This window comes from Actinoplanes sp. NPDC051475, assembly GCF_040689425.1.
Lineage (GTDB): Bacteria > Actinomycetota > Actinomycetes > Mycobacteriales > Micromonosporaceae > Actinoplanes.
Genome location: NZ_JBFAZZ010000014.1, coordinates 34,783 through 60,796, shown reverse-complemented (window position 1 = coordinate 60,796; position 26,014 = coordinate 34,783). Strand labels below are relative to the sequence as shown.

The window sequence follows — 26,014 nt, the reverse complement described above, 5'->3', positions numbered from 1 at the left end:
GGTATGGACGGCATGCCGGCAAGCATGCAGCGGTGGGTCCGCGGTTCCACCACCATGCTCGGACAGGTTCGTGCCCTGTTCTTCGTCTTCCTGCTCATCTGGCCGTTCGCCGGCCTCTGGGGCGTGCACCGGTCCTCGCCGCCCTACCGCGTCGCGGCCGTCGCCACGACCCTTCTCCTCGTCGCCTGGCTCTACGCCGGTTACCGGCGCCAGCGGTTCCCCGCCTGGAGCTGGGTGGCCGAGGGAGCCGCCGTCTGCCTGGTCGCCGGTGCCTCCGACTACCGCACGACCGTCGGCCTCTGCTTCATGTGGGTGAACTTCCGGGCCCTCTACGGCGGGCTGCGCGAGAAGGCGCTGGCGGTCGCGACGCTGGTGGCGATCATGGTGGCGGGCGTCGTCGTCTTCGAAGCCACGGCCGAGGCCACCGTCTCCCTGCTGCTGACGGCGTTCGTCGCGCTGGTGGTGAACCACGTGCTCGCCCGGGCCAGCGCGGCTCGGGACCGGTCGGCCGCCCGCGAGCGGGCGGCGGCCTCGGCCGGGGCGGGCCTGGTCGCCGCCACCACCCGCGAAGAGGCCATGGACGTCACCCTCGGCGCCGCGCTCAGCATGGACGAGGAGGTGAGCGCCGCACTGGTGGTCACCGTCGCGGGGCCGGCCCTGCACGTGGTCGCCGCGGCCGGCGACGTCGGTGCGGAGGCCCCAGGCTGGGTCGCCGAGCTGGCGGCGCTCCCCGAGCGCGCCCGGGCGGTCCTGAATCCGGGCGGATTCGAGTACCTGACCGACGTCGCGGCGGAGGAAGCCTGCGAGGTGTTCCGGCTGCGGCCCCACCCGGGCGTCGCCCTCGCGCCCCTGGCCGTGCACGGCTCATGCTTCGGCCTGCTCGTGCTCGCCATGAACGGCCGGGCCACGGACGACCTGTCGGCGCCGGTGAAGACGCTCGCGGACGAGGCCGCCCTGACGCTCGACCAGCTGCTCAACCGCTCCCGGCTCAGCGCGGTCGTCGACCACTCCCCGGACGCGCTGGTCCTGGCGAGCGAGGCGGGCGTCATCCGCTTCGCCAACCCCGGCACGCAGACCCTGCTGGGCGAGTCCGGCGCGGCCCTGACCGGACGGGACCTGTGGTCGCTGCTGCATCCCGACGACCTCGAGGAGATCCTCGCCGCCGCGGCCGGCCCCGGCGTACCGGCGGCCCGTCCGTGCCGGATCCGCAGCCGCGAGGATGCGCCGTGGATCAGCGTGGAAGCGGTCATCGACTACGTCAACGAGCACGACGGCTCCCGGAGCATCGTCTTCAACGCCCGCGACGTCTCCGAACGGCAGGCGCTGGAGCTGGAACTGAGGCACTCGCAGAAGCTGGAGTCGGTGGGGCGGCTGGCCGCGGGCATCGCGCACGAGATCAACACGCCGATCCAGTTCGTCGGCGACAACGCCCGGTTCCTGGAGACGGCCTTCGCCGACCTCAACCGGCTGCACGAGGCATACCGGGAACTGGCGGACGCGGCGCGCAAGGGTGCCGAGTGCGCCACGGTCATCGAGAACGTCGAGCGGATCGCGGAAGAGATCGACATCGACTTCCTGATGGAGGAGGTGCCGATGGCGCTGCAGCAGAGCCTGGAGGGCATCAGCCGGGTGGCGAACATCGTCCGCGCCATGAAGGCCTTCGGGCACCCGGGCAGCGAGGAGAAGGCCCAGGCGAACCTCAGCGAGGCGATCGCCAACACGCTGATCGTCGCGAACAACGAGATCAAGTACGTCGCCGACGTCGAGACCGACTTCGCCGACCTCCCGCTGGTGCACTGCCACCTGGGCGACATCAACCAGGTCGTGCTCAACCTGGTGGTCAACGCCGCCCACGCCATCGGCGCCGCCGACCGCGGCCGGGGCAGGATCCGGGTCAGCACCCGGCAGGAGGACTCCCAGGTGGTCATCGAGGTCGCGGACACCGGCACCGGGGTGCCCCCGGAGATCGCCGACAAGCTGTTCGACCCGTTCTTCACCACCAAGGAGGTCGGCACCGGCACCGGGCAGGGCCTCGCGCTGGTCCGCACCCTCGTGGTCGACCGGCACGGCGGGTCGGTGGACTTCACGAGCGAGCAGGGCGAGGGCACGGTATTCACGGTCCGGCTGCCGGTCGATCTGGCCCAGGGCAACGACATGGCGGAGGCGACCGCATGACAGACCGGCCGCACATCGTGTTCGTCGACGACGAGCCGCGGATCCTCAGCGGTCTGCGGCGCATGCTGCGGACCCACCGCGACCGGTGGGACATGTCCTTCGTGGAGGGCGGTCAGGCCGCGCTGGACACGCTGCACAGCCGGCACTGCGACGTGATCGTCACCGACTACCGCATGCCCGGCATGGACGGCGCGCAGTTGCTCGAACGCGTCCGCAAGGAGTTCCCGGCGATCGCCCGGGTCATCCTGTCCGGGCAGACCAACGAGGACAACCTGCTGCGGATCATGGTGCTGGCGCACGAGTTCATCAACAAGCCCAGTACGCCCGAGCAGATCGTCACCGCGGTCGAGCGGCTCATCGCGGTGAGCCCGACGGCGGCCGACGACGCGGTCCGGCGCGACGTGGCGGTGATCGAGTCGCTGCCGAGCCCGCCGCAGACCCTCGTCGAAATCATCGACGCGCTCGCCACGGAGGACGCGAGCGCGCAGTCGGTCGGGCTCGTGCTCGAGCGGGACCCGGCGGTCGCCGCCAAGGTGCTGCACCTGGTGAACTCGTCCGCGTACGCGATGGGCCGCAAGGTCAACGGCGTGGTGCAGGCAACCGCGCTGCTCGGCCTGCCCACCGTGCGGGGCCTGGTGTTCATGCACGATCTGATCCGCGAGTTCGATCCGGACGGGATCCTGCCCCCGGTGTGGATCGAGGGTCTGACGTTGCACGCCGTCGAGACCTCGCGGCTCGCCCGGCGGTTCGCCGACGGACGGGAGTGGGAGGGCCACGCCTTCACCGCCGGGCTGCTGCACGAGGTCGGGCAGCTCGTCCTCGCCTCCTCCCGGCCCGCCGAGTTCGCCGGGGTGCTCGCGCACTGGCGTGAGATCACCGGTGCGCCGCTCTGTCACCTGGAGTCGGACGCCTTCGGGGTGGACCACAGGGAGATCGGGGCGCGCCTGTTGCGGCTCTGGTCGCTGCCCGAACCGGTGATCGAGGCCGCCTCGGCCCATCACGAGCCGCCCCTGGCCGGGGACGCCACCGACCCCGCGTCGGCTGTCGCCCTCGCGCACCGGGTCGTCGAGGCGGAGCTCGAACCCGTCTGCGGAGCGCGCGGTGAGGCGGCGGCCCTCGACGACGAGGCGCTCAGCGAGCCGGTACGCGAAGCGGTCGCCCGGTGGCGGCGGGAACGGTCGCCTAGGCCGGGCTGACGATCAGCAGCGGCTCGGCGACCCCGTCCTCGAGCGCGGCGAAGTTGCGCAGGCGCGTGATCAGGCTGACCGAGACCTCCTGGCCCGCGCTGACCAGCCGGACATTGCTCTTGCTGGTCACCGGGCCTGCGAGCACCATCCCGGACCGCAGTTCGTCAAGTGTCACCGACCGCACCGTCTCGCCGTCGGAGATCGCCGTGGCCGCGTCCAGCGCCTCCAGCAGCACCGGGTCGTAGTAGCCTGCCCGCCCGCCGAGGGTCGCCGCGGCGACGGCCGGGCTCGACCCGTGCGAGATCAGCTCGTCGTAGTCCTGGACGATGTGGATCAGCCGCCCGCCGAACGGGATCCGCTCGCCCTCCACGTGGTCCAGCGGAGCTCCCGAACCGTCGAAATTCTTCCGGGAGTACCGGATGGCCTCGGCCACGTTCTCCAGGCGGGGGATCGGGGAGATGATGTGGACCGCCACCTCCGGGAGGTCGTCGGCCATCGCCTGCTCGGCGCGGGTCAGCTCGGCGCCCAGGGCGAGCTTCTCCGCTACCACGGGCGGCAGGGAGACGATCCCGATCTGGGACAGCATGACCGCGAGTTCGGCGGCCCAGCGGTCCTCGACCTCGTCGGGGTAGGCGTCGAGGATCTGGGCGGCGCGCCGCGACAGCCGGTTGGCCTTTCCGAACGCATCCGGGTTGGACAGGGAAAGCACGTCGTTGAGGGCCATGACGCTGCCGTTGAGGGTCCGTTCCAGCAGCTCCCGCTCCGCCACCACCAGCCGGTGCTGGGCCACGCAGTCGCGCAGGGCGGCGCTCATCGTCTCCGGATCGACCGGCTTGAGGAGCATCCGGAAGACCTGGCCCTGGTTCACCGTCTTCGCGGCGTCCTCCAGGTCGGTGTGCCCGGTGAGCAACATGCGGGTGGTGTCGGGCGCCACCTTGCGGGCGGCCGCGAGGAACTCGGCCCCGTTGATGCCCGGCATCAGGAAGTCCGAGACGATCACCTCGAACGGCTCCGGCTGCCGCAGAGCGAAGAGGCCCTTCGCCGCGCCGACGGCGGTCTCGACGTCGAACTCGCGGCGGAGCTGACGCCGCAGCCCGTCGAGGAGGTTCGCCTCGTCGTCCACGAGCAGGATCCGCGGACGTGTACCCGAGACCGTCATCGTCGCCCCAATCACCCAGCCAGCAGACCCACGCTATCCGTACTCATCGCCCGAAGTGGCGGAAAACGCCGGTGACGGGCCGGTCGGCGGGGGAGCCGGCCCGCCACCGGCCTACGCCGCCAGCGCCTCGGTGGGCGTGAGCCGCGAAGCCCGTAGGGCCGGGTAGAGCCCGGCCGCCGCGCCGACTGCGAGGGTCGCGGTCAGCCCTCCGGCAAGGGCCCACAGCGGTACGGCGACCGGCCACGCCCGCCACCACGACCACGCCGCCGTGATCGCGGCACCGGCCAGCACCCCCGCAGCGCCGCCCGCCGTGGAGAGCAGCAGCGATTCCATGAGGAACTGCCCGCAGACCTGCCCGCGGGTGGCGCCCAGGGCCCGGCGCAGCCCGATCTCGGCCCTGCGCTCCAGCACCGAGATCAGCATGGTGTTGGCCACGCCGACCCCGCCGACGAGCAGTGCCACCGCGCCCAGGCCGAGCATCAGCCCCTGCAGGGCGGCGTCGGTGGCGCGCGCCGCGGCGAGCGCGTCCGAGGGCCGGGACACCTGGACCTCGTTCGGCGCCGCCGGGTTGACCGTTGCCGCCAGGACCGCGCGGACCTGCTCGACCGCCGCCTCCAGCGACCGCGTGTACACCGTGGTGGGAGAGCCGTCGAAGCCGAGCAGCCGCTGGGCCGTGGACCAGTCCACGAGCGCGGCCGAGTCGAGCTCGCGGGCCAGCGGCACCGGGGCCAGGATGCCGACGACCGCGAACCACTGGCCGCCCAGCCACACCCGGGGCCCGGGCGCCCGGATGCCGAGGCGCTGGGCAGCGGCGGCGCCGAGCACCACGGCGGGGGCGCCCGGGGCCGTACCGGTCAGCCAGCGGCCCCTGGTGAGCGCGGCCCGCAGCGTCGTGGCGAGGTCCTGCCGGGCGGCGAGCACGGCGATGCTGCCGTTCTCGCCCACCGGGATGTGCTCGTTGCGGTAGACCTTCGCGGCCAGGACACCGGTGGCGCTGACCGCGCTGACCGGCCCGATGCGCCGCACCATGGCGAGCGACTCCGGCGGCAGCTTTGCGTCCTCGCCGCCGAACGTCTGGCCCGGCGCCGCGGTGAGCAGGTTGGTGCCCAGGGCGGACAGGGTGCGGTCGAGCCCGGCACGGCTGGACGCCGAGATGCCCACCACCGCCAGCATGGCCGCGATGCCGATGGCTATGCCGGCCGCCGACAACACCATGCGCAGCGGGCGGGCGCGCAGCCCGGAGGCGCCCAGCCGGACGACGTCCGCGGCCGCGAGCCGGGCCGGGCGAGGCGCGCTCACGACCCCACCAGCCGGCCGTCGCGCAGCCGTACCAGGCGTGGCAGCGAGGCCGCGATGTCCCGGTCGTGCGTGATCACCACCAGGGTGGTGCCCGTCGCGTGCAGATCGTGCAGCAGCTCCATCACGCCGGCACCGGCGGCCGAGTCGAGGTTGCCCGTCGGCTCGTCGGCCAGCAGTACCTCCGGCTCCGCGACCACGGCGCGGGCGATCGCCACCCGCTGGCGCTCGCCACCGGAGAGCTCGTGCGGCCGGTGGTGGGCCCGCTGTCCCAGTCCCACCCGTTCCAGGGCGCGAGCGGCGCGGCGGAGCCGCTCACGCCGCCGCACGCCGCTGTAGAGCAGCCCGTCGGCGACGTTGCCGAGGCCCGTCACGCCCGGGGCCAGGTGGAACTGCTGGAACACGAAGCCGATCGCCCGGGCCCGCAGCGCCGCCAGGTTGCGGTCGGCGAGGGCGCCGACGTCGTGCCCGGCGATGCGTACGGTCCCCGCCGAGGGCCGGTCCAGGGCGCCCAGCAGGTGCAGCATCGTCGACTTGCCCGAGCCCGACGGGCCGGACACGGCCACGAACTCGCCGGCCCCGATCGTCAGCGTCACCCCGTCGAGGGCCGTCACCCCGGGGTACTCCTTGCGGACCGCCGTCATCTCGATCATGCCGGCATCCCCACGGTCAGGCCTTCGCTGAGCCCGGGCCCCCGGACCTCGGCCCGGCCGCCCGCGAACATGCCCACCTGCACGGGCAGGTACCGGGTGCCGCCCGCGTCGACGACCTCCAGGCCGTATCCGCCCTCGGCGAGCGCCAGCAGCGCGGCGACCGGGACGGTGAGGACGTTCTTGCGCTCCTCACCCCGGTACGTCACTTCGACGGGCCCCTCCTTCAACCGGCCCGGGGAGCCGGCCAACGACATGGTCACCGGTACGGTCGGGGTGCCGCCGCCCTCCTTCGCCTTCGCCCGCGTGCCGACGTGGACGACGCTCCCGGAGACCTTCTTGCCGTCCGGCAGGGTGACGCGGACCTTGACGCCGCTCGCCGCCCAGCCGGCCGCGTCCGCGTCCACGTCGGCGGTTACGACGGTGGCCGCCCCGGTGTACGTGAGCACCTCGCCGGAGGCCGCCGCGCCGGGCCGGGCCCGAAGTTCCGCGATCCGTACGGGACCGTCGGCGACGGTCGCCCAGGTGGCGTCCACCACCCCGGTCTCCGGCAGGTCGAGGTCGTCCTGCCAGCGCCGGACCGCCTCCGCCGTGCGGCCGGTGTACTCGTCGTCGACCGTGAAGCCGTCGTACCCGAGGTCGCGCAGGTTGCGTTCGAGCTGGGCGACGTCCGGCCCCTCGGCGCCGGGGGACAGGGACCGGTAGATCGGCAGGACGCCGTAGAGCAGCACCAGGGGCCGGTTGTCGGCGCGCAGCATCGTGCCGCCGCGCCGCACGATCCGGCCGGCCGGTGGCAGCCACGTGAGCGTCCCGGCCGCCCTCGAGGTGAGCGGCACGGGGTCGCCGTACCCGAGCTCACCGTCGATCTCCACCGAACTGGCCAGCGTCTCCCGGCGTACCTGTGTGGTGGCCGGCGGCCGGTCCGGAGCCGGCGCCGCGCCGGACCGGTCGTCCAGGCCGAGGGCGGCGGCACCGGCTCCGGCCAGGACCGTGGCGGCTGCGGCGGCCACGACCACCGTGCGCGTGCGCCGCGTCATCCGGTCACCGTGACGGCGCCGATGCGGTCCGGGCCGACGCCCTGGCACTTCTCCGTGGCCTTGCGGAGCGCGGAGTCGTTGCCCGTCTTCATCTCCAGCGCGCCGGTGACGGGATCCGGATCCGGGAAGTCCGGTACGCCGTTGTCGCGCATGCACTTCGCGAGCTCCCGCAGCTTCGCCACGTCCTCGGGCGTCATCTTCGGCGGCTCGCCGCCGTTCGGCAGCAGCGTGCGGCACTTCTCCATCGCGGCCTGCATCTTGCGGCTCTCCGCGGTGTCACCCTTGCCCGCCTCCTCCGCGGGTATGGCGATCATCCCGTCGCCTTTCGGATCGGGTAGGTCGACGCCCTCGGCGCGCATGCACTGGGTGAACTGGCGCCGCTGCCCGGCCTCGTCCACGGCCGGTGCCGAGCTGGAGCTTCCCCCGCCCGCCGACGCAACCTTCGGCTCGCCGCCGCCGGTGCCGCAGCCGCCCAGCGCGAGGGCAGCGATAAGGGCCAGCATGATCTTGTGTCCGTGTGTCATCACGGCTCCTTCCGGTCGGCGGAAGCAGACCGCAGCGCCCATAAGCGGGGTGTCAGCGCCGGCGCTCACAGCATCTTTATGGCCGGGCCGGTCACCATGTCCGGATGCGGGTACTGATCGCGGAGGACGAGGTCGTGATGGCGGACGCCATAGCGGAGGGCCTGCGGCTGCAGTCGCTGGCCGTGGACACGGTCCACGACGGCGACGCCGCCCTGCAGCGGCTGGCGGTCAACGACTACGACGTGCTGGTGCTCGACCGGGACCTGCCGGTCGTGCACGGCGACGACGTGTGCCGGGCGGTCGTCGCCGCGGGCGGCACGGTACGGGTCCTGATGCTCACCGCCGCCGGCGAGCTGGCCGACCGGGTCGACGGGCTGGCCCTCGGCGCCGACGACTACCTGCCGAAACCGTTCGCCTTCGCCGAGCTCGTGGCGCGGGTGCGGGCCCTGGGCCGCCGCGCCCGCCCGGCGGCGCCGCCGGTGCTGGAACGGGCGGGCATCCGCCTCGACACCTCCCGGCGCGAGGTCTTCCGCGACGGACACCACGTGGCGGTGTCCCGCAAGGAGTTCGCCGTGCTCGAGGAGCTGCTGCGCGCGGACGGTGCGGTGGTGAGCACGGAGGAACTGCTGGAACGGGCCTGGGACGAGCACACCGACCCGTTCACCAACGTCATCCGCACCACCGTGATGACGCTGCGCCGCAAGCTCGGGCCGCCCGCGGTCATCGCCACGGTCACGGGAGTGGGGTACCAGATCCCATGACGCACCGCTGGACCGTACGCGCCAAGCTGACCGCGCTGCACGGCACGCTGGTCCTGCTCGCCGGCGCCACCCTGCTGGCCATCACCTACTTCCTGCTCGCCCAGGCGCTGCACGACCAGACGGTCGACCGGACCCGGGTGTTCGCCGCACCCGCGATGCCGGCGGCCGTGGAGCTGACCACGCCCACTGTGGAGGGCACCGCGCTGCCCGCCGGCCTGACGCCCGCGCAAGAGGCCGAGGCGGAGAGCCGGTTGCAACTCGCCGAGGACCTGCAGGAGGACTTCCGTACGCGCACGCTGACCTCGCTGCTGCAACGCGGGGGCATCGCGCTCGCCTGTGTGAGCCTGGTGGGGGTGTGGCTCAGCTGGCTGGCCGCGCGCCGCACGCTCCGGCCGTTGCAGCAGATCACCGCGACGGCACGCCGGGTCGCCGACCGTACCCTGCACGAGCGCATCGGGCTGACCGGCCCCCGCGACGAGCTGCGCCGGCTGGCCGACACGTTCGACGACATGCTCGCCCGCCTCGACGCCGCCTTCGCCGCCCAGCGACGCTTCGCCGCGAACGCCTCGCACGAACTGCGAACGCCGCTGGCGATCAACCGCACGCTCATCGAGGTGGCGCTCAGCCGGCCGCACCCGTCCGCCGAGATCCGCCAGCTCGGCGAGACGATGCTCGCGGTCAACGCCCGGCACGAGAAGCTCATCGACGGCCTGCTGCTGCTGGCCCGCTCCGACCAGGAGGTGCCCGACCCGGTGCCGGTCGACCTGGCCGAGATCACGGCCCGGGTGACCGAGGCCGCCCGGCCCGCCGCGGCCACCGCCGGGGTCGAGCTGACGGCGGTCACCCGGCCGTCGCCCGTACGCGGTGACCCGGTCCTGCTGGAGCGCCTGGTCCAGAACCTCGTGCAGAACGCGATCGCCTACAACGTGCGCGTGGGCAGCGTCGAGGTCACCTGCGAATTCGGGCGGCTGACGGTCGTCAACACCGGGCCCGTGATCGCCGCGTACGAGCTGCCGCGGCTGTTCGAACCGTTCCAGCGGCTCGCCGGCCGGGTCGGATCGGCGCACGGCACGGGGCTGGGGCTGTCCATCGTACGGTCGGTGAGCCGGGCGCACGGCGGCGAGGTGACCGCGGAGCCCGGCCCGAACGGTGGTCTGACGGTGACCGTCACGCTGCCCCGTCCTAGTGCACCGCGGCGCGATCAATCACCCAGCTGAAGCAGGCCGGCGTCGCCGATCTGCTCCCGCGCGGCGAGGTCCGGCGTCTCGCGGAAGAGCCAGAAGTCGAACGGCGGGGGAGGGTGCAGGGTGCGGCGCCGGACCAGGTCGGTCAGGGCGTTGCGAATCCTCCAGCCGGTCTTGCCGGCGCGTACCCACTGCGCGGCCTCGAGGAGAAGCTGTGCACAGCCCTCCGGCGCCTCGTCCAGCTCCGGGGTTCCCTCGCCGTCGAGCAGCCGCAGCGCGGCCAGGCGAACCTCTGTCTCGAACCTCAGCAGCGCGGTGTCGTCCTCCTCTTCGTCCTCATCGTCGCGCTCGCCCCACGCCCGCAGGTCCGTCGCCGGCTCCGGGCGGGGCAGGCATGCAGCCACCTCCCGCAGGGTGACCTCGGCCGCCGGGAGCCGGCCCTCCGCGGCCTGACACGCGCTCAGCTCGATACCGGCATGGGCGGTGCGGCGGTTGTCGCCGCTCTCAGTCCATGACGCGTACGCGAGTTCCAGGTACCGCCGCCGGTCGGAGGGCGCCGAGGGACCGGAGTCGACGGTGGCGGCCGCGTTCGCGTTCGCCACTCCAGCGTTCGTGTGCTCCTGCACCGACGACCACAGGCGTGCGGCCTCGGCGAAGTGGGCGACGGCAGCGGCGAGGCCGGCGGTGTCCTCGGCCTGGGCCAGATCGTGCAGGCAGGAGGCGCGTTGCCCGAGGTCGCCGGACTCGGTAGCGAGCTGGTGGGCGATCCGGGCCCAGCGCAACTCCTCGTCCGTGAACCCGGCCTCGCGCGCGATGCGGCAGCAGTTGCTGGCAGCTGGACCGGCCACCGTCCGCAGACCGCCGGTCAGCAGCGTCTCGGCGGTGAACTCGGCGATGGTACGGGCCGGCTCCCAATCCTCCCGGTCGGCGGCGCGGAGGCTCAGCCTGAGAGCGGCATCGGCGACCCGCTTCACCAGCTCCGGCCGGCGCGCACGACCCCGCGCACGGCGGATGAGCGCCATGGCGGCCTCGATGTCCTCGGTGTCCTCCCCGAAGATCGTCAGCACTTCGGCGCGCCGGAGGTCCGCCTCGATCGCATCCTCGGTGCGATCGGCGGAGAGGTAGGCGTCCACCAGGTACTCGTGAACCGCCGCCAGCCGTTCCAGGTCCCGCTGGGACTCGAAAAGAGCCCCGAGGTCCTCCGCGAGGGGGACGGCCTCCGGCCAGCCGGAGCCGGCGGCGATCGTCAGCGCCGCCAGCGGCCGGGTCGGATCCAGCTCGTACTCGGCCCCGGCCTCCCTGAGGCGCTCGAGCAGTTCGTGCAGGCGGGCGGCGATCCGTTGCACGCTGCGCCGGGTGACCGAGACCGAGGTCGCCGGCTCCTCCTCCTCGGCGAGTCGCTCCCGGGCGAAGATGCGCACCAGCTCCGGGAGGCCGAACACCGCCGTCTTGCGTCCCGATGCGTCGCGCCTGTACCCGAGGCTCGCGAGGCTGCGGTCCACCAGCCTGGTGAGGCGTAGCTCGGCCGACGCGGGCGCCTGCGACGTGCATGCGGCCAGTTCCTCGGCGTCCGCCTCGTTCCCGACCAGCCCGGAGAAGAGGCGGAGCGCGCGGGCCGACTCCGGATCCAGCGCGTCGTAGCTCAGCTTGATCACCGCTCGCATCGCACGATCGCCGACGGCCAGGTAGTCCAGGCGCGTGAGCTCCCGCTCCAGGAGCTGCAGGAAGTACTCGGCGTCGAACTCGCGCACGGCCGACAGGCGGGCGCCGATGAGCCGGACGGCCATCGGGAGGTCGCCGGCCAGGGCGGCCATGCGGGACAGGTGCTCCGGGTCGATGGCCCGGCCCGCCGTGGCCTTGCGCAGCAGGTCGACAGCGTCCGCGCGCGAGAGCGGCTCGACGTGCACGCTCAGTCCGGGCGCGTAGTCGTGGATGCGGTCGCGGGAGGTCACGACGAACCCGCAGGTCGGCGCGCGAACGACCAGCTCGCGCACGTGCCCGCTGTCCCGGGCGTTGTCGAGCACCACCAGGATCCCGCGTCCCGCGAGCCCGGACCGGTACGAAGCCAGCAGCCCGGCATCGTCCAGCGCCTCGGGCCCTACGTCGATGCCGGCGGCCTCGCAGACGAGGCGGGCAACGGTACGCGCGTCGCGCCGCGCGGCCGGGTCCAGCCCGTGCAGGTCGACGTACAGGACGCCGCCGGGGAAGACGTCGGTCATGGGGCGTACTGCCTCGCAGGCCACCGTGGAGGTGCCGGCCCCGGGCTGTCCGGACAACACCGCGACCACCGACCCGTCCCGGTGGAGCGCCCGGGAGATCTCCGAGCGCAGGTCGGTGAGGACGGCGTCGCGGCCGCTGAAAAGCGGATCAGCGGGAGGCAGCCGGCACATTCCGGCCGCGAGCTCGCGCCGGGCGAGCGGGGACCCGGCGGCGGAACGGACCATGCCGTCGTCGGCCGGCACGGGGGAGAGGTCGTCGCCGTACGGTTGGACCTCCCGCGACGGCAGGGGAGCGGACGGCAGCCGGCGGCGGAGGGCACCCGGCAGCTCCCACGACCCGGACGGGTGCTCGTGCCCGGTCAGCAGCCGTGCGGCGAGATTGCAGCCCTCGACCGACAGGAGCTCCGGAGGCTTGCGGCGCAGCAGCTGAGCGAGCGTGGTGGCGACGTCGGACAGCATCGACGGCACGTCCCAGTCCGGATGGGCGGCGGTCAGGGCCTCGCACCACTGCCGCACCGCCTCCTCGTGATCCCGCACGCGGGGGGCGAGCACGCGTAGGTCCAGACCGCGGCTGCGCGCGTGGGCGAGGAACCACTCCGCGCAGCCGCGCGGGTCGGGTGCCGACTCGGCGGCACTCATGATCGCCACGTGCAGGTACCTCGAAAGGGTGTCCGCGGTCGCCGGGTCACACGGCGGCCGGGCTCCCCGGGCCACCGCGTCGAGGGCGGTCAACACGGTGAGCATCTCGGCGGCCACCTCCTCCGGACCGGGTACGGCCCCCACGAGGTCGGCCAGCGAGTGCCGGAGGGCGACCACCACGGCGGCGAGATCGTGCGGGTCGGGCAGCCGGATCGCGGTCATGGTCGCGAGGCTGTAGTACGAGCTCAGCGCGTCGTGGGCGCCGACGTAAACCGGGACGACCCGGTGCCGGGCCGGTTCGCGCCGCACCGTCTCCACCGCCAGTGCGATCTCCTGACGCTGGTAGTAGCTGTCCGCGGTGTGCTGCGTGATGAGGGCGACGATGATCCGCGAGGCCCGCAGCGCGGCGTCCAGTGCCTCGTCCCACGCGGCACCGGCGGGCAACATCGAGTCCTCGAACACGGTCCCGGAGCTCCGCAGGTCTGCGGCGAGGCGCTGGGCCAGGTCGGCGTCGGCCGACGGGTGGGCGATGAAGAAGTCCCAGGAGACCGACCCGTCACGTGCCACCTGCCCAATGTGGTTCACCCGGACACGCGGCGCAACCGGCGTACGGAGCGCCCCCCGTGCGCGTGAACGCAACGATCACGGTCGCAGCCCGGCCAGGGCCACGTCGAAGATCTCGTGGTGGCGGGCCGGAGACCATCCCGGCGCCGCCCGCGATCCATGCCTGACCTCGCGCGACGCTACCTCCGCGAGGCGCCGGTGCGGGAGTCCGCGCGTTGTCCCGGCCTGCTGCGGGTCAGCAGGTCTTCGGCGATCCGCAGCGCGGTGTCGGCGCCGTTGTCGAGGTCCTCCGGGGTGAAGACCGGGCACGCGATCGCCGGCGGTATGCCGGTGATGTCGAACGTACGCCCGGCCGCGGTGGTGAACTCCTCGTTGGGCAGCGCGAACTCCCAGCCGTTGGGCAGGGTCCGCGGCATGATGTCGGAGAAGACGCCCTGGGTGGGCTGTCCGACGCGGACCGGTGCCGGCCGGCGACCGAGCAGTGCCTGGGTGAACGTCTCGCCGGCGCTGACGGTGAGGCTGCCGGTCAGCACGGCGATCGGACCGGTGTAGCGAGGGCCTTGACCGGGACGGACCTGGACGGGCACCGGACGGGTCCGGCCGCGGGGGTCGTCCGGATCGTTGCGGGCGCGCTTGCGGTACGCGAGGTACGCCCGATCGGTGAGCCGCGCCGCGAGCTGGAGGCCGAGCGCATCGGAGCCACCGCGATTGAGGCGCACGTCGAGGATCAGTCCCCTCAGCGCGGGCGTCAGAATCTCGTCCAGGGCCTCGTCCAGCGCCGCGCTGTCCTGCGCGAAGTCGTCCTCGTCGGCGTACCCGGCGAAGCGGTTGATCCGCAGGTAGCCGATGCGCTCGGGCAGGTCGGCATAGGCGATCGCGCCCCGCGCCCAGGTGCGCGGCGGTTCCGGGAGCCGGGCATCGGTGACCGCGAGCGCCCGCTCCTCGACGGCCGCCCGGTCCGGCGTCCCGGCGCGCTTGCCGAAGTAGCGGTGGGTGTCGTCGGCCACGACTGCCGTGTGCGCGTCGTGCAGGGGCTCGATCATCGACCGCAGCACCCCGAACAGTTCGTCGTCGCTCGAGTCGGGCCGCACCAGCCGACGGTGGGACTCGCGCACGGCTTCCCAGTCGACGCCGTGCTGCCGGAAGAACGGATAGTTCTCGGCGAAGGTCTGCCAGAACACGTCGAAGGTCGTGAGCGGGTCCGGGGGAGTCGTCCTCCCACACGTTTCGGGGAGCCGCCCGATGGGCTTCAGCTCCCGGAAGCCGGTGGACCCCGCCACGGTCAGGCGGGCTCGGCCGCCCCCGGTCGCGCGGAGGGTGAGCTCCGGGATCCCGTCGCCGGTGAACCGCACGCTGCCGTGGGAGCCACCGCCCGCCCGGGTCGCGGTGAACCACGGCCGGCAACTGATCCGGGTCGTCTCGTACGTCCGCAGCCGGCCCTCGTGCACCGCCACCGCGACCCCGTAACCGTCCATCTGCCACAGCCCGTCCGCCGCGGCCGCGGCGTGCGCCGGCAACGCGGCCGGCCCCGTCAGGAGCGCGGCGCCCATCACGGCCGTCATCGCGGACCGTCTCTTCCACCGGAAATCCATCATGGAGCCGAGTCTGGCGAGCGCCGGGGACCATGTCAGTCGGGCCAGCACCCGTTCCGGGGTAGTGCCAGCCATACCCCTGCGAGCGGGATCACCCGGGGTTCACTCGGCGGTGCGACCGTCCTCGCCGGGTTCGGCCCGGTGGGCCGGGCCGGTGCTCTCGCGCCGGAGCCGGTCGATGCGGTCGACGCCGCGCTGCACGGCCTCGCGGGACCGCAGCAGGAATTCGTTGCTGCGTTCGGTCTTCGCGGAGGTACGGGCGACGGCACCGCGGAAGCGCTCGATGGGGTCGGGCCGGTGCTCGGCCTCCTCGTCGAGCCGGCGCTCCCGCTCGTCGGCGGCGGCCTCGCGGGCGTCGGCCTCCAGCTCGCGGCGGTCCGCCAGCCGTTCCCGGGCGTCGGCGCGCTCGTCGCGCACGTCAGCGGCGCGTTCGCGCTCGCCGAGCCGGCGCTCCCGCTCGTCCAATTCCGCCGCCCTGTCCGTATACGTCGCGCCCGGCGCATCCATGCCGCCCACCGATTCACAGTACCGAAGGCCAGGTCCCGGTCACCATATCGCTGCTCACGGTGACTCCGTGTCGCCGCAGTACCATCGTCGGACCCGCGCCTGGAGGTATGACGTGTTGCTGCACCGCCGCATCCGGCCGGGCGTGGGGCTCGTCGCCGCGCTGGCCGCGAGCGGGCTGCTGCTGGCGCTACCACCGGCCGCGGTGGGCCGCCCGGCCGGTCCGGCGCCCGCCGCCCTCGCCTGGCCGGCCGTCCAGAAGGCGACCCTTCCGGCCGCTCTGCCGGACGGCACCGCGTACGAGCCGGGGGTGTTCGCGGACGCGCGCACGTCGGCCGGCACCGCGCCCAGCCGGGACGGCAAGGCGTTGCGGCTGGTCGTACGCGCCGCGGACGGCTCGGTGCGGCAGCTGCGCACGCTGCCGTCGGCGCGAAACCCGTCGTTCCAGAGCCTCACCGTCGGCGGTGATCAGCTGTTCTGGTTCGAGCGCACCGACGCCGGCCTGGAGCTGTGGGCCGCGGATCTCCGCGCCGGCCGCCCCGCGCACCGGGTCACCGCCGATACCGGCCAGGCCCGCTTCTACCGCTCGGACGACGACCTGGTCGTCGCGGAGGACCGGCTGCACTGGGTTGCCTCCGGCCCGGCGGGTGCCACGGAGGTACGGTCTGTCGCGCTCGGCGGCGGCCCGGTTGACGTACGCGCCGTGCCCGGCACGTGGCGCCTGCTGAGCTGGCCGTGGATGGTCGACGGCGTCGCTGACACCCGGGGAGCGCGAACCCTGCACAACCTCACGACCGGCCGGGACACCACGATCGCCCGGCCCCGCAAGGGCGCCACCGACTGCAGCGAGGCGTGGTGCCGGATCGTGTCGCTGGACGACGACGGCTTCAGCCGGATCGAGCTGATGCGCCCGGACGGCGGCGAGCGCCACGAGATCGCGGGCGGCACGGCGGCGACCGAGATCGTCGACGTGGCGCCACTGGGCCGCTTCGAGGTGTTCGTCCGGATCGGGCGGAACGCCGAGCTGACCGGCAGTGCGCAGCTGCTCGTCCACGAGACGGCCACCCGGCGCACCGTGGAGATCAGCCCGGACGCCGGCAACGTCACGTACCGCAACGGGGTCCTGTGGTGGACCACCGGAAACCAGGAATCCTTCGTCCGGCACTCCCTGGACCTGCGCACCGTTCCCTAGAACAGGGAGAGCTGACCGGGCGTGGGATCCCGGCGCCCGCTCATGCCGCGGCGGATCACCCAGGGCCGCAGCTCCGGGATGGGGTCCTCGTCGCGCGGCTCGCGCTGGGGCGGTACGCCGCCGGTGAGCGCCCACAGCGACGGACCGAGGTTGATACCCCGGGCCCGCAGCGCCCGTCGGAAGTCCACCAGGCTGATCGGCAGCCGGGTGCTGTCGAGGTCCGGCAGCTCCAGGTCACTCCGCATCCGCATCAGCCGGCGGTTGCGGTCGACCACGTCGCGTACCCCGGGCGCTGCGAGCTGCTCCGCGGCCTTGTCGCCGACGGCCTCCCGCACGAGGTGGGCCGCCCCTGTGTCCAGCGCCGCCCACGCCCCGTCGACCGTGCCGAACGCCGCCAGCAGCTTGGCGGCGGTGGCGGACCCGAAGCCGCGCACGCCCGGCAGGTTGTCGGAGGGGTCGCCGCGCAGGGCGGCGAAGTCGCGGTACTGCCACGGCTCCACGCCGCACAGCTCGGGCAGCCCGGCGGCGTCGACCAGGACGGCCTCGTCGAAGCCGCCGTTGCGGACCCGCAGCACCGAGGTGGTGTCGTCGATGAGGGCAAACGCGTCCCGGTCGCTGGTCATCAGGACCGAGCGCCAGCCGTGGCGCCGCGCGTGTGCGGCCCCGCTGGCCAGCACGTCGTCCGCCTCGTACGCCGGGGGACACACGATGCGCACCCCGGCCTCGGTCAGCATCGGCGGCGCCCCGGCGATCTGCTCGGTGAGGTCGGCGGGCTTCTCCGGCCGGTGCGCCTTGTACCCGGGGTAGTCGGTCCGGCGCGCGGAGTCCTCCGGACAGTCGAAGCCGACGACCAGCGCGTCGGGCCGCAGGTACGCCGCCGCCCGCGCGATGTAGCCGACGAGCCCCCGCAGCGCCCACACCGGCCGGCCGTCCCCGTCGAGGAAGCCGTCGCCGGCACCGGCGTGGTACGCGCGGTGCAGCAGACTGTTCCCGTCGAGGACGAGCAGCAGCGGGACCGGGGGCGACACCCGCCGAGTGTAGGCATGCCCCGCGGTCCCGTCCGCACCGCGTCAGTCCGTCGTGGAGTTCCCGCCCGCCGCGTTGATCGAGGACGCGCTCAGCGCCCCGGCGCCCAGCCCCCAGCGGTTCAGCAGCTCGTCGTACGTGCCCGAGCGGATCAGCCGGTCCAGCGCGTCCCGCAGGCTGTCGCGCAGCGCGGTGTGGTCCTTCGGCACCGCGAGCCCGTAGAGGCCCGGCTCGTACTGGACGGTGGAGGCGAGCTGGTAGTACGCGCGGGTGCGCTGGTCGGTGGTGAGGTGCGCGGCCGGCGGGTAGTCGTTGAGGACGGCCACGGCCCGGCCCGTGCGCAGCTGCAGCAGGGCGTCTGCGTTCGTCTTGAACGTGCCGACCTTGATCCGCCGCGTGCCGCAAGCCCGCTGCGAGCGCTCGAGCAGGTCCTCCTGGACCGTGCTCCGCTCGACGGCGACGACCTGGCCGCAGAGGTCCTTGAGGTCGCTGACGCCGCTCGGGTTGCCCCGCTGCACGACGATCGAAGTACCCGCGGAGAAGTAGTTGAGGAAGTCCGCCTTCGCCTCCCGCTCGGCGGTGTCGGTCATCGACGAGAGCACCCCGTCGTACGTGCCCTTGTTCGCCTCGTCGAGCGCGCTGCTGAAGTCGGCGGCGATCATCTCGACCCGGACCCCGAGGACCCCGCCGAGGGCGGCGGCCAGGTCCGGCTCGAAGCCGACGATGGTGCGTCCGTCGGTGCCGTACGACTCCATCGGCGCGTAGCTCGCGTCTGTCGCGAACCTGATCACGCCTTTGTCCCGGATCCCCTGGGGCAGCTTGTCGTGCAGGGCCTGGTCCATCTGGACGTCCCGGGAACCGGCGGCCTGCCCGGTGTCCTTGCTGGTGCCGCCGCAGCCGGCGGCGGTCAGCGCGAGCAGGGCACCGGTCACCGCGAGCCCGGTCCTCGTCAGGGTCTTCATCGTCAAGGGCCTCTCGTCAGGAGCCGGCGCCGGCGGGTACGTCCCGCCGGGTGTGGTCGCCGGAGGTGGTCTCGATCAATTCGTTCCAGGTCAGGGGAGGGGCCAGCAGCAGGCCCTGTACGGCGTCGCAGCCGGCCTCCTCGAGCCAGCTCCGCGCCTCGGCGCTCTCCACGCCCTCGGCGGTGACCCAGCAGCCGAGTCCGTGCGCCAGCTCGACGATCGAGCGCACGATCGCCTCGCTCTGCGGGTTGCGGCCGACGCCGTTCACGAAGAGCTGATCGATCTTGATCTCCGAGACGGGGATGTTGCGCAGCTGCGACAGCGAGGTGTAGCCGACGCCGAAGTCGTCGACGGCCACGCCGATGCCGAGGCCGACGAGCTCGACCACGGTGCGGGTGGCGTTGGCGGTGTCGCCGGCCAGCGCCGTCTCGGTGACCTCCACCATGAGCCGGTCGGCCGGGGTCCCCGTCTCGGCGAGCAGCCCGGTGACGAATCCGGTGAAGCCGGGGGCGTCGAGGTTGCGCGCGGAGACGTTGACCGACACCGGCCAGTCGCGCCCGGCGGCCGTCCAGTCCCGCTGGTCGGCCAGGGCGCGGCGCAGCACCCAGGCGGTCAGCGGCTCGATGAGGCCCGACTGCTCGGCGGCGGGCAGGAACTCGGCGGGTGCCAGCAGCCCGCGCATCGGGTGCTGCCAGCGGACCAGCGCCTCCGCGCCGCAGATCTGGCCGTCGGCCAGGCGGATCTTGGGCTGGTAGTGCAGCACCAGCTCGTCGCGTTCGAGGGCGTGCCGCAGTTCGGCCTGCACGACGAGCCACTGGGTGGCGTGCGCGACGCCGCCGCCGGCGTACAGCACGATGCCGGCGGTGCCGCGCTTGCCCTGGTACATGGCCGCGTCGGCGGACTTCAGCAGCTCCTCCACGCCGGCGCCGTGCTCCGGGTAGAGGGCGACGCCGAAGCTCGCCTCGATGGTCAGCGGGATGCCGTCGAGCACGATCTCCTCGGTGAGCCGGGCGCGGGACGCCGTGAGCAGCGCCATGGCCTCGTCCGGGCCGGCGCCGGGCAGGATGACCCCGAACTCGTCGCCGCCGAGCCGGGTGACGGTGTCCTCCGGGCGCAGCGCCGCCACGAGCCGCTCGGCGACCACCTTCAGCAGCTCGTCGCCCGCGTGGTGGCCGAGGGTGTCGTTGACCTCCTTGAAGTGGTTGAGGTCGACGAGCACCATGGCGCCGCGGCGCGGAGCCGCCTCCAGCGCCGCCTTGGCCCGCAGCTGGAACCCGGCCCGGTTGGGCAGGCCGGTGAGCCCGTCGTGCAGGGCCTCGTGCTCCTGGCGGGCAGCGTAGCGGCGCAGGGAGCGCGTGGTGGACCAGGAGATCAGGGCCAGAACCAGGTAGAGGCCGACGAGGCCGGCGGCGAGCCGCCAGTACGTGACCCGCATCTGCTGTTCCAGGCGCGCGGCGATGCTCTCGTACGGCAGGTACAGCTCCAACACCCCGATGGCCTGGCCGGACGCGCTGGCGACCACCGGCTGGAGCACCCGGATGACCTCGCCGGTGGCCCGCTCGGGGTCGGGCACGACCGCCACGTCGGTGTCGCCCACCGCGGCGGTCTTGAAGGCCGGGTCGGACACCGCGATGCCGCCGGCGGTGGAACCGTCGTCCGAGAAGACGACCCGGCCGCTGAAACTGCGCAGCCGCATCCGGATGACCGAGCCGTGGAAGATCGCGAAGTCGGTGGCGGCCTGCAGCCGGTCGCGCTGCGCCGCGGTCAGCCCGGAGGTGAGGTCGGCGTCCTCCAGCGCGGGCGCGACGGCCATCTCCTCGATGACCACGGCCTGCGCTCGCCCCTGCTCCTCGCCCTGCCGGGCGGCGTCGGCGCGGTAGCCGTTGAGCAGCACGGCGCCGAGCACGGCGACGGGCACGAGGCTGGCAGCGGCGTACGCCACGAACAGTCGTGACCCGCCCCTCGCACCAGCTTTCCTCCGCAGCCGCACGCTGCCCTGATCGGCGGATCAGCGCTCCGATGAAGGAATACCGGGCGAACCGGCGAACAGCAGCCCGAGGTGGGCGTCCAGGGCGGCCAGGGCCTGCTCCCGCCCATAGTGCCCGCCGAGCAGGTAGACCCCGAGCCCCTCCATGAGCGCCAGCAGGCCCGCGGCCGCCTCCTCGGCGCCCGGCCCGGGCAGCAGTCCGGCGAAGAAACCGGTCATCTGTGCCGTGTCGTCCCGCAGCGTGGACGCGGCCGCCGGCCGTACGGCCGTGTACGCCAGGAACGCCAGCGCCACCCGGCCGTCGGCGCTGCTCTCGGTGTCCAAGGGCAGGACGGCGGTGATGATCGTGCGCAGCAGCAGCCGTGGGGGCGGGGCGTCCCCGAGCCGCGCGACCGCCGCCGCGACCCGGGCCTGGGCGCGGTCGCGGACGACGCCGAGCGCGAACGCCATCATCTCGTCCTTGGTGCGGAAATAGTGCTGCACCATCCCGGCCGAGACGCCGGCAGCCGCGGCGACGTGACGCAGGCTCACCGCCTCCAGCCCCTGCTCCGCGGCGACGCGCATCAGCGCGTCGGCGATCCGGGTGCGCCGCTCGAGGGCGTCCACCTTCTTGGGCATGGCCGCGATCGTTTCACAGGGCGGGCGTACCGATCGTCACGGTTCCGGCCGCGCCGTCCACCGTGACGACCTGCCCGGTGGCGATCCGGCGGGTCGCGTCCGGGACGCTGATCACGGCCGGGATGCCGTACTCGCGGGCCACGGTGGGGCCGTGGGCCATGATCGCCCCGGTCTCGGTGACCAGGGCCCCGGCGGTGAGGAACAGCGGCGTCCACCCCGGGTCGGTGGTGGGGGCGACCAGGATCTCCCCGGGTTCCACCCGGGCGGTGGCCGGATCGGTGACGACCCGCGCGGGCCCGGTGACCCGCCCGGCGGCTGCTCCCACGCCCGTCAGCACCCCTGCGGTGGCGGGCGCGGCGGGCAGGACCGTCTCCACGTCCGTACCGTCGGACAGCAGGGCGACCGGTACGGTCCGGCGGCGCATCTCCCGCCGGTGCACGGCCTTGCGGGCGGCCACGGCCGGTCGCGGGTCGCCGCCGTCGTGCACGGCGGTGCGGACCTCCTCGAGGGTGAGGAACATGATGTCGCCCGGCTGCTCGATCCGCCCCGCCGCGGCCAGCTCGGCGCCGATGAGCAGCAGTTCGTGCCGCATCGCCCGGAGCCGGTACAGGCCGGCGAACTTGCCCGCCTCGCGCAGCCCGGCCAGCGCGCGGGCCCGGCGCAGCAGGAAGACCGCGATCCCGCCCCGCACCGGCCGGCGGCGGGCGCGCCGGGCGATCTCCCGCAGGGTCGCCTCGGCCGTTGCGGCCGCCGCGGCGAACCGGCGGTCGGGCGCCTGCTCCGGGTCGGTGACCCGCAGGTAGTTGGCGATCGTCGCGAACAGCGGCGTCGGGTCCTCCGCCCAGCGGGGCACGCCGAGGTCGACCTCGGCGGTGCCGCGGTGGCCGTACGCCTCCAGGAAGGCGCCCAGACCCAGCTCGGGCAGCGAGCCGTGCCGGTAACGGGCGGCCAGCTCCGCGGGCGGGGTGCCGAGCAGCCGTGCCGCCTCGGGACGCGCCAGCGACCGCAGGATCCCCTTCACTGCCCGGACGGCGGTCCCGAGCGCCGCAGAGTTCGCCGCCCGGCTCGTCTCCGCGACGGGGGCGAACCGGGGGTCGGCGAGCACGTGCTCCATCGCCGCCTGGGCGCGTGGGCCGAAGTCCACGGCCAGCAGCTTGACGAGCCGCTTGCGGGCGGTCCGGCTGCGCGCGAGGTCGGTCAGGTCGCCGTACAGCCGGCCGCCGATGTCGACGATCTCAGCCCGTACGCCCAGCGCCGCCAGCATCCCCGCGATCTGCGCCCGCAGGGTCGCCATGCCCATCGGCGTCACCGGCTGGAGCATGCCCTGCACGTTGCCGAACTCGACGTACACCCGCGGCAGCGGCTTCTCCGTCGCCGGCGGCAGGGGGAACAGCGTGGTGATGGGGCGCGACTGGAGCAGCCACAGCATGCCGTCCCGGTCGATCGCCCACTCCACGTCCTGCGGGCAGCCGAAGTGGTCCTGCAGCCGCTCACCCGCCTCGCGCAGCTCGGTGAGGTGCGGGGGCACGGATTTGCCGAGGACGTAGTGGTCGGCTCCGGCCGAGCCGTCGACGACGGCGGTGCCGAGCCCCGGGGCGGCGTCGACCAGCATCTCCGTGCGGCAACCGGTCAGCGGGTTGGCGGTGAAGAGCACCCCGGCCAGCGCCGGATCGACCATGCGCTGCACGATGACGGCCATCCGCACGTCCGCGGGGTCGATGTCGTGCGCCTCGCGGTAGGCGACGGCGCGCGCGTTGTGCAGCGAGTCCCAGCACTTCGCGACGGCCGCGAGGATCCCGTCGATCCCCTCGACACCGAGGACGGTGTCGTGCTGCCCGGCGAAGCTGGCGTCCGGCTGATCCTCGGCGGTGGCGCTCGACCGGACGGCCGGATCAGCTCGCGAGCCCGGCCGCCTTCCCACCGACCAGTTCGGCCATCCCGGCGGTCGTCCCGGACAACGCCACCACGCGCATCTCCCGGCCTCCGTTTCGCAATACAACTGCATTGCATAACACGGTACGGGGCGAGCGGCGCACCTGCAATGCCTTGTGATTCGGCACAAAGGCGCCGTTCCGCGTCAATGCTCGCGGCGGTAGACTTAGGGCACCTTTCGGCGCTCAGCGCGGATCCGCCGCCCCTCCCATCCCTGCGGAGGAGCCGATGCGAGTCCTCGAGCAGACCCGTCTCTGCCGGAAGGTGGCCGTTCGCACCGCGGCCGCGGCCCACCGGCACACGGCCGCGCTTCTCCTGCTTCTGGCCACCGCGTTGACCGGGGCCGCGGCACCGTTCACCGCGGGGCCACCGGCAGCGCCCGTTCCGTTCCCCTCGCCGAAGGACCTGGCGGCGGCCGCGGGTGCCGCCGGGCCCCTGGGCGTCATCGCCGGCCGGCCGCGCTCCCTGACCTCCGCGCAGCTCGCCCGGGCCGTCGCGCTCCGCGGGCTGCTGCCCGCCGGTGAGGTGGCCCGGCTGGACCGGACGCTCGCCGAGGCGGCGCCCGCGGTGCAGGGCTATCTCGCGCAGGCGTTCGCCGCCGGCCACTCGGTGGCCGAGCTGGCAGCGTTCGGTGCGGTGATCACCGGGCACGACGCCGGCTGGCTGGCCGGCCGGTTGGCGCCGCTGGATCCGGCCCACCCCGGCCCGGTGCGGTTCCTGGGCACCCGGATGCGCCAGTTCGACGGCACGACGTGCGGGTCCGCCGCCATCGTCGCCGCCCGGGCCGCGGTGGATCCGCTCTACGCCTGGCGGCTGACGACCGGTGGCCGGCCGGACTCGCCCGAGGAGACCGACGAGCGTTTCGCTCGCCGGCTGCGGGCCGAGCAGCAGGGGGTGCACGACGGCACGGACACGCTCTGGCCGCAGTCCCTCGGCACCCCGCCCTGGGGCGTCAGTGACCTGCTCGACCGGGACCCCGCCGGCCTCGGCGCCCGGTACCACTGGGTGCCGGTGGTGCCCTTCGTGCCCGCGCTCGCCGGTGCGGTGCTGCGCCGGGCCCTGGCGGCGGCCGCGCAGGGTTATCCCGTACCCGTGCTGATCGGGGATCTGATCCCGCGCCATTACGTGCTGCTGCTGGGGCAGAACGGGACGGACGCCTCCTTCTATGAACCCAGTGCGGGCGCCGTCATCGCGGTGTCCACGCACGACCTGCTGCGGCCGGACGTCCGCGAGCTCGGATTCCCTCGCGTGCACGGCGCCATCCTGCCGGGCTGACCAACGGAACGAACGGTTCTGGGGGCTTGTCAGCTGCGGATTCGGTGGAAGGATGGGGCTGCGAGTCCTGATACCGCACCGCTGGAGGCCGGATGACCGCCAAGACCGTCCTGCACAACTTCATCGCCGGGGCCCCGGCCGCGCCCGCCGACGGCCGGTACGCAGACCTGGTCGATCCGGCCACCGGCGAGGTGTTCGCCACCGCCCCCGTCTCCGGCAAGGAGGACGTCGACCGAGCGGTACGCGCCGCCGCCACCGCGTTCGAGGGCTGGCGCGACACCACCCCCGCCGAGCGGCAGCTCGCGCTGCTGAAGTTCGCCGACGCCGTGGAGGCCCGCGCCGACGAGCTCGTCGCTGCCGAGTCGCGCAACACCGGCAAGCCGCTCGGGCTCACCGCGAGCGAGGAGCTTCCGCCCGCGGTCGACCAGATCCGGTTCTTCGCCGGCGCCGCCCGCCTGCTCGAGGGGCGCTCCGCGGGGCAGTACCTGGCCGGCTACGAGAGCTACGTGCGGCGCGAGCCGGTCGGCGTCTGCGCCCAGGTCACCCCGTGGAACTACCCGCTGATGATGGCGGTCTGGAAGCTCGCCCCGGCGCTGGCCGCGGGGAACACGGTCGTGCTCAAGCCCTCCGACACGACCCCGGTCACCACGGTCATGCTCGCCGAGATCGCCGCCGAGTTCCTGCCGCCCGGCGTGCTCAACGTCGTCACCGGCGACCGGGACACCGGCCGGGAGCTCGTCGGTCACCCCGTACCGCAGATGGTCTCCATCACGGGGTCCGTGCGGGCCGGCATGGAGGTCGCCGGGTCGGCGGCCGCCGACCTCAAGCGCACCCACCTGGAGCTCGGCGGCAAGGCCCCGGTCGTCGTGTTCGACGACGCCGACATCGCGGCGGCCTCCGCCGCGATCGCCGAGGCCGGCTACTTCAACGCGGGACAGGACTGCACCGCCGCCACCCGGGTGCTGGCCGCCCCCGGCGTCTACAGCGACTTCGTCGCCGCCCTCGCGGAGCAGGCCCGCGGGACCCGGACCGGCGCCCCGGACGACGAGGACGTGCTCTACGGCCCGCTGAACAACGCCCGCCAGCTGGACCGGGTCAGCGGCTTCCTCGACCGGCTGCCGGACCACGCCACGCTCGAGGCGGGCGGCGCACGGCAGGGCGACCGCGGCTACTTCTACACCCCGACGGTCGTCTCCGGCCTGCGCCAGACCGACGAGATCATCCAGGACGAGGTGTTCGGCCCGGTCATCACCGTGCAGCAGTTCACCGACGAGGACGAGGCGGTCCGCTGGGCCAACGGCGTCGAGTACGGCCTGGCCTCCTCGGTCTGGACCAGGGACCACGGCCGCGCCATGCGGATGACCCGGCGGCTGGACTTCGGCTGCGTCTGGGTCAACTGCCACATCCCGCTGGTCGCGGAGATGCCGCACGGCGGGTTCAAGCACTCCGGTCACGGCAAGGACCTCTCCGTGTACGGCCTGGAGGACTACACCCGCATCAAGCACGTCATGCACTACACGGGGGAGTGAGC

20 protein-coding genes are annotated in these 26,014 nt (G+C 73.7%); 7 read left to right on the top strand and 13 right to left on the bottom strand.

Going from position 1 to position 26,014, the window contains the following annotated elements:
- The first annotated feature begins 12 nt into the window (after positions 1-12).
- Positions 13-2,175: an ATP-binding protein gene (locus tag AB0368_RS26815; protein WP_366156731.1), complete on the top strand. Its 2,163-nt coding sequence runs from the start codon at positions 13-15 to the stop codon at positions 2,173-2,175.
- Positions 2,172-3,371, top strand: coding sequence for a response regulator (locus tag AB0368_RS26810; protein ID WP_366156730.1), 1,200 nt, complete (start codon positions 2,172-2,174; stop codon positions 3,369-3,371). Before AB0368_RS26815 ends, AB0368_RS26810 begins: the two co-directional genes overlap by 4 nt.
- On the opposite strand, the gene AB0368_RS26805 is transcribed toward AB0368_RS26810, so the two are convergent.
- The 5 genes from AB0368_RS26805 to AB0368_RS26785 all read right to left on the bottom strand — a co-directional run bounded on the left by AB0368_RS26805 (position 3,358) and on the right by AB0368_RS26785 (position 8,028).
- Positions 3,358-4,536 (bottom strand): HD domain-containing phosphohydrolase, encoded by a 1,179-nt coding sequence (locus AB0368_RS26805; RefSeq protein ID WP_366156729.1) that lies wholly within the window; start codon positions 4,534-4,536, stop codon positions 3,358-3,360. The two genes, AB0368_RS26810 and AB0368_RS26805, sit on opposite strands and share 14 nt — an antisense overlap.
- Before the next feature lie 96 nt (positions 4,537-4,632).
- Positions 4,633-5,820: an ABC transporter permease gene (locus AB0368_RS26800; protein ID WP_366156728.1), complete on the bottom strand. Its 1,188-nt coding sequence runs from the start codon at positions 5,818-5,820 to the stop codon at positions 4,633-4,635.
- Positions 5,817-6,470 carry an ABC transporter ATP-binding protein gene (locus tag AB0368_RS26795; protein WP_366156727.1) on the bottom strand — a complete coding sequence of 218 codons (654 nt, stop codon included), beginning with the start codon at positions 6,468-6,470 and terminating at the stop codon, positions 5,817-5,819. The genes AB0368_RS26800 and AB0368_RS26795 overlap by 4 nt, the downstream gene beginning before the upstream one ends.
- Complete coding sequence (locus AB0368_RS26790) at positions 6,467-7,504, bottom strand: peptidoglycan-binding protein (RefSeq protein WP_366156726.1); 1,038 nt, start codon at positions 7,502-7,504, stop codon at positions 6,467-6,469. The genes AB0368_RS26795 and AB0368_RS26790 overlap by 4 nt, the downstream gene beginning before the upstream one ends.
- Complete coding sequence (locus AB0368_RS26785) at positions 7,501-8,028, bottom strand: hypothetical protein (protein WP_366156725.1); 528 nt, start codon at positions 8,026-8,028, stop codon at positions 7,501-7,503. Before AB0368_RS26785 ends, AB0368_RS26790 begins: the two co-directional genes overlap by 4 nt.
- Before the next feature lie 104 nt (positions 8,029-8,132).
- On the opposite strand from AB0368_RS26785, the gene AB0368_RS26780 reads away from it, so the two are divergent.
- Together AB0368_RS26780 and AB0368_RS26775 are read left to right on the top strand one after the other, a co-directional pair.
- The gene (locus tag AB0368_RS26780) at positions 8,133-8,789 is read left to right on the top strand and encodes a response regulator transcription factor (protein ID WP_366156724.1); all 657 of its coding nucleotides are present in this window, start codon (positions 8,133-8,135) and stop codon (positions 8,787-8,789) included.
- On the top strand, positions 8,786-10,006 hold the full coding sequence (locus AB0368_RS26775; protein WP_366156723.1) for an ATP-binding protein: 1,221 nt from the start codon (positions 8,786-8,788) through the stop codon (positions 10,004-10,006). Before AB0368_RS26780 ends, AB0368_RS26775 begins: the two co-directional genes overlap by 4 nt.
- Here the strand turns inward: AB0368_RS26775 and AB0368_RS26770 are convergent.
- The 3 genes from AB0368_RS26770 to AB0368_RS26760 form a co-directional block, all read right to left on the bottom strand.
- The gene (locus AB0368_RS26770) at positions 9,991-13,398 is read right to left on the bottom strand and encodes a TIR domain-containing protein (protein ID WP_366156722.1); all 3,408 of its coding nucleotides are present in this window, start codon (positions 13,396-13,398) and stop codon (positions 9,991-9,993) included. The genes AB0368_RS26775 and AB0368_RS26770 overlap by 16 nt on opposite strands.
- 176 nt (positions 13,399-13,574) lie before the next feature.
- Positions 13,575-14,957 carry a S41 family peptidase gene (locus AB0368_RS26765; protein WP_366156721.1) on the bottom strand — a complete coding sequence of 461 codons (1,383 nt, stop codon included), beginning with the start codon at positions 14,955-14,957 and terminating at the stop codon, positions 13,575-13,577.
- A gap of 132 nt (positions 14,958-15,089) precedes the next feature.
- Entirely contained in the window at positions 15,090-15,503 is a 414-nt protein-coding gene (locus tag AB0368_RS26760) for a hypothetical protein (protein WP_366156720.1), read from the bottom strand.
- Positions 15,504-15,606: 103 nt separating this feature from the next.
- Here AB0368_RS26760 and AB0368_RS26755 point away from each other — a divergent pair, with 103 nt between their 5' ends.
- A complete protein-coding gene (locus AB0368_RS26755; protein ID WP_366156719.1) occupies positions 15,607-16,683 on the top strand; it encodes a hypothetical protein in 1,077 nt (358 codons plus the stop codon).
- Here AB0368_RS26755 and AB0368_RS26750 read toward each other — a convergent pair.
- The 5 genes from AB0368_RS26750 to AB0368_RS26730 form a co-directional block, all read right to left on the bottom strand.
- Positions 16,680-17,711, bottom strand: a complete 1,032-nt coding sequence (locus tag AB0368_RS26750; RefSeq protein WP_366156718.1) for a 5'-3' exonuclease H3TH domain-containing protein — start codon at positions 17,709-17,711, stop codon at positions 16,680-16,682. The genes AB0368_RS26755 and AB0368_RS26750 overlap by 4 nt on opposite strands.
- 42 nt (positions 17,712-17,753) lie before the next feature.
- On the bottom strand, positions 17,754-18,671 hold the full coding sequence (locus tag AB0368_RS26745; protein ID WP_366156928.1) for an ABC transporter substrate-binding protein: 918 nt from the start codon (positions 18,669-18,671) through the stop codon (positions 17,754-17,756).
- A 16-nt stretch (positions 18,672-18,687) separates the two neighbouring features.
- Positions 18,688-20,613: a bifunctional diguanylate cyclase/phosphodiesterase gene (locus AB0368_RS26740; RefSeq protein ID WP_366156717.1), complete on the bottom strand. Its 1,926-nt coding sequence runs from the start codon at positions 20,611-20,613 to the stop codon at positions 18,688-18,690.
- 66 nt (positions 20,614-20,679) lie between these two features.
- Positions 20,680-21,276, bottom strand: coding sequence for a TetR family transcriptional regulator C-terminal domain-containing protein (locus AB0368_RS26735; protein ID WP_366156716.1), 597 nt, complete (start codon positions 21,274-21,276; stop codon positions 20,680-20,682).
- 13 nt (positions 21,277-21,289) lie between these two features.
- Complete coding sequence (locus AB0368_RS26730) at positions 21,290-23,197, bottom strand: PEP/pyruvate-binding domain-containing protein (RefSeq protein ID WP_366156715.1); 1,908 nt, start codon at positions 23,195-23,197, stop codon at positions 21,290-21,292.
- A 239-nt stretch (positions 23,198-23,436) separates the two neighbouring features.
- Between AB0368_RS26730 and AB0368_RS26725 the strand changes: the two genes are divergently transcribed.
- Complete coding sequence (locus AB0368_RS26725; RefSeq protein ID WP_366156714.1) at positions 23,437-24,483, top strand: hypothetical protein; 1,047 nt, start codon at positions 23,437-23,439, stop codon at positions 24,481-24,483.
- 92 nt (positions 24,484-24,575) lie between these two features.
- Positions 24,576-26,012, top strand: coding sequence for a gamma-aminobutyraldehyde dehydrogenase (locus AB0368_RS26720; RefSeq protein ID WP_366156713.1), 1,437 nt, complete (start codon positions 24,576-24,578; stop codon positions 26,010-26,012).
- Positions 26,013-26,014: the final 2 nt, after the last annotated feature.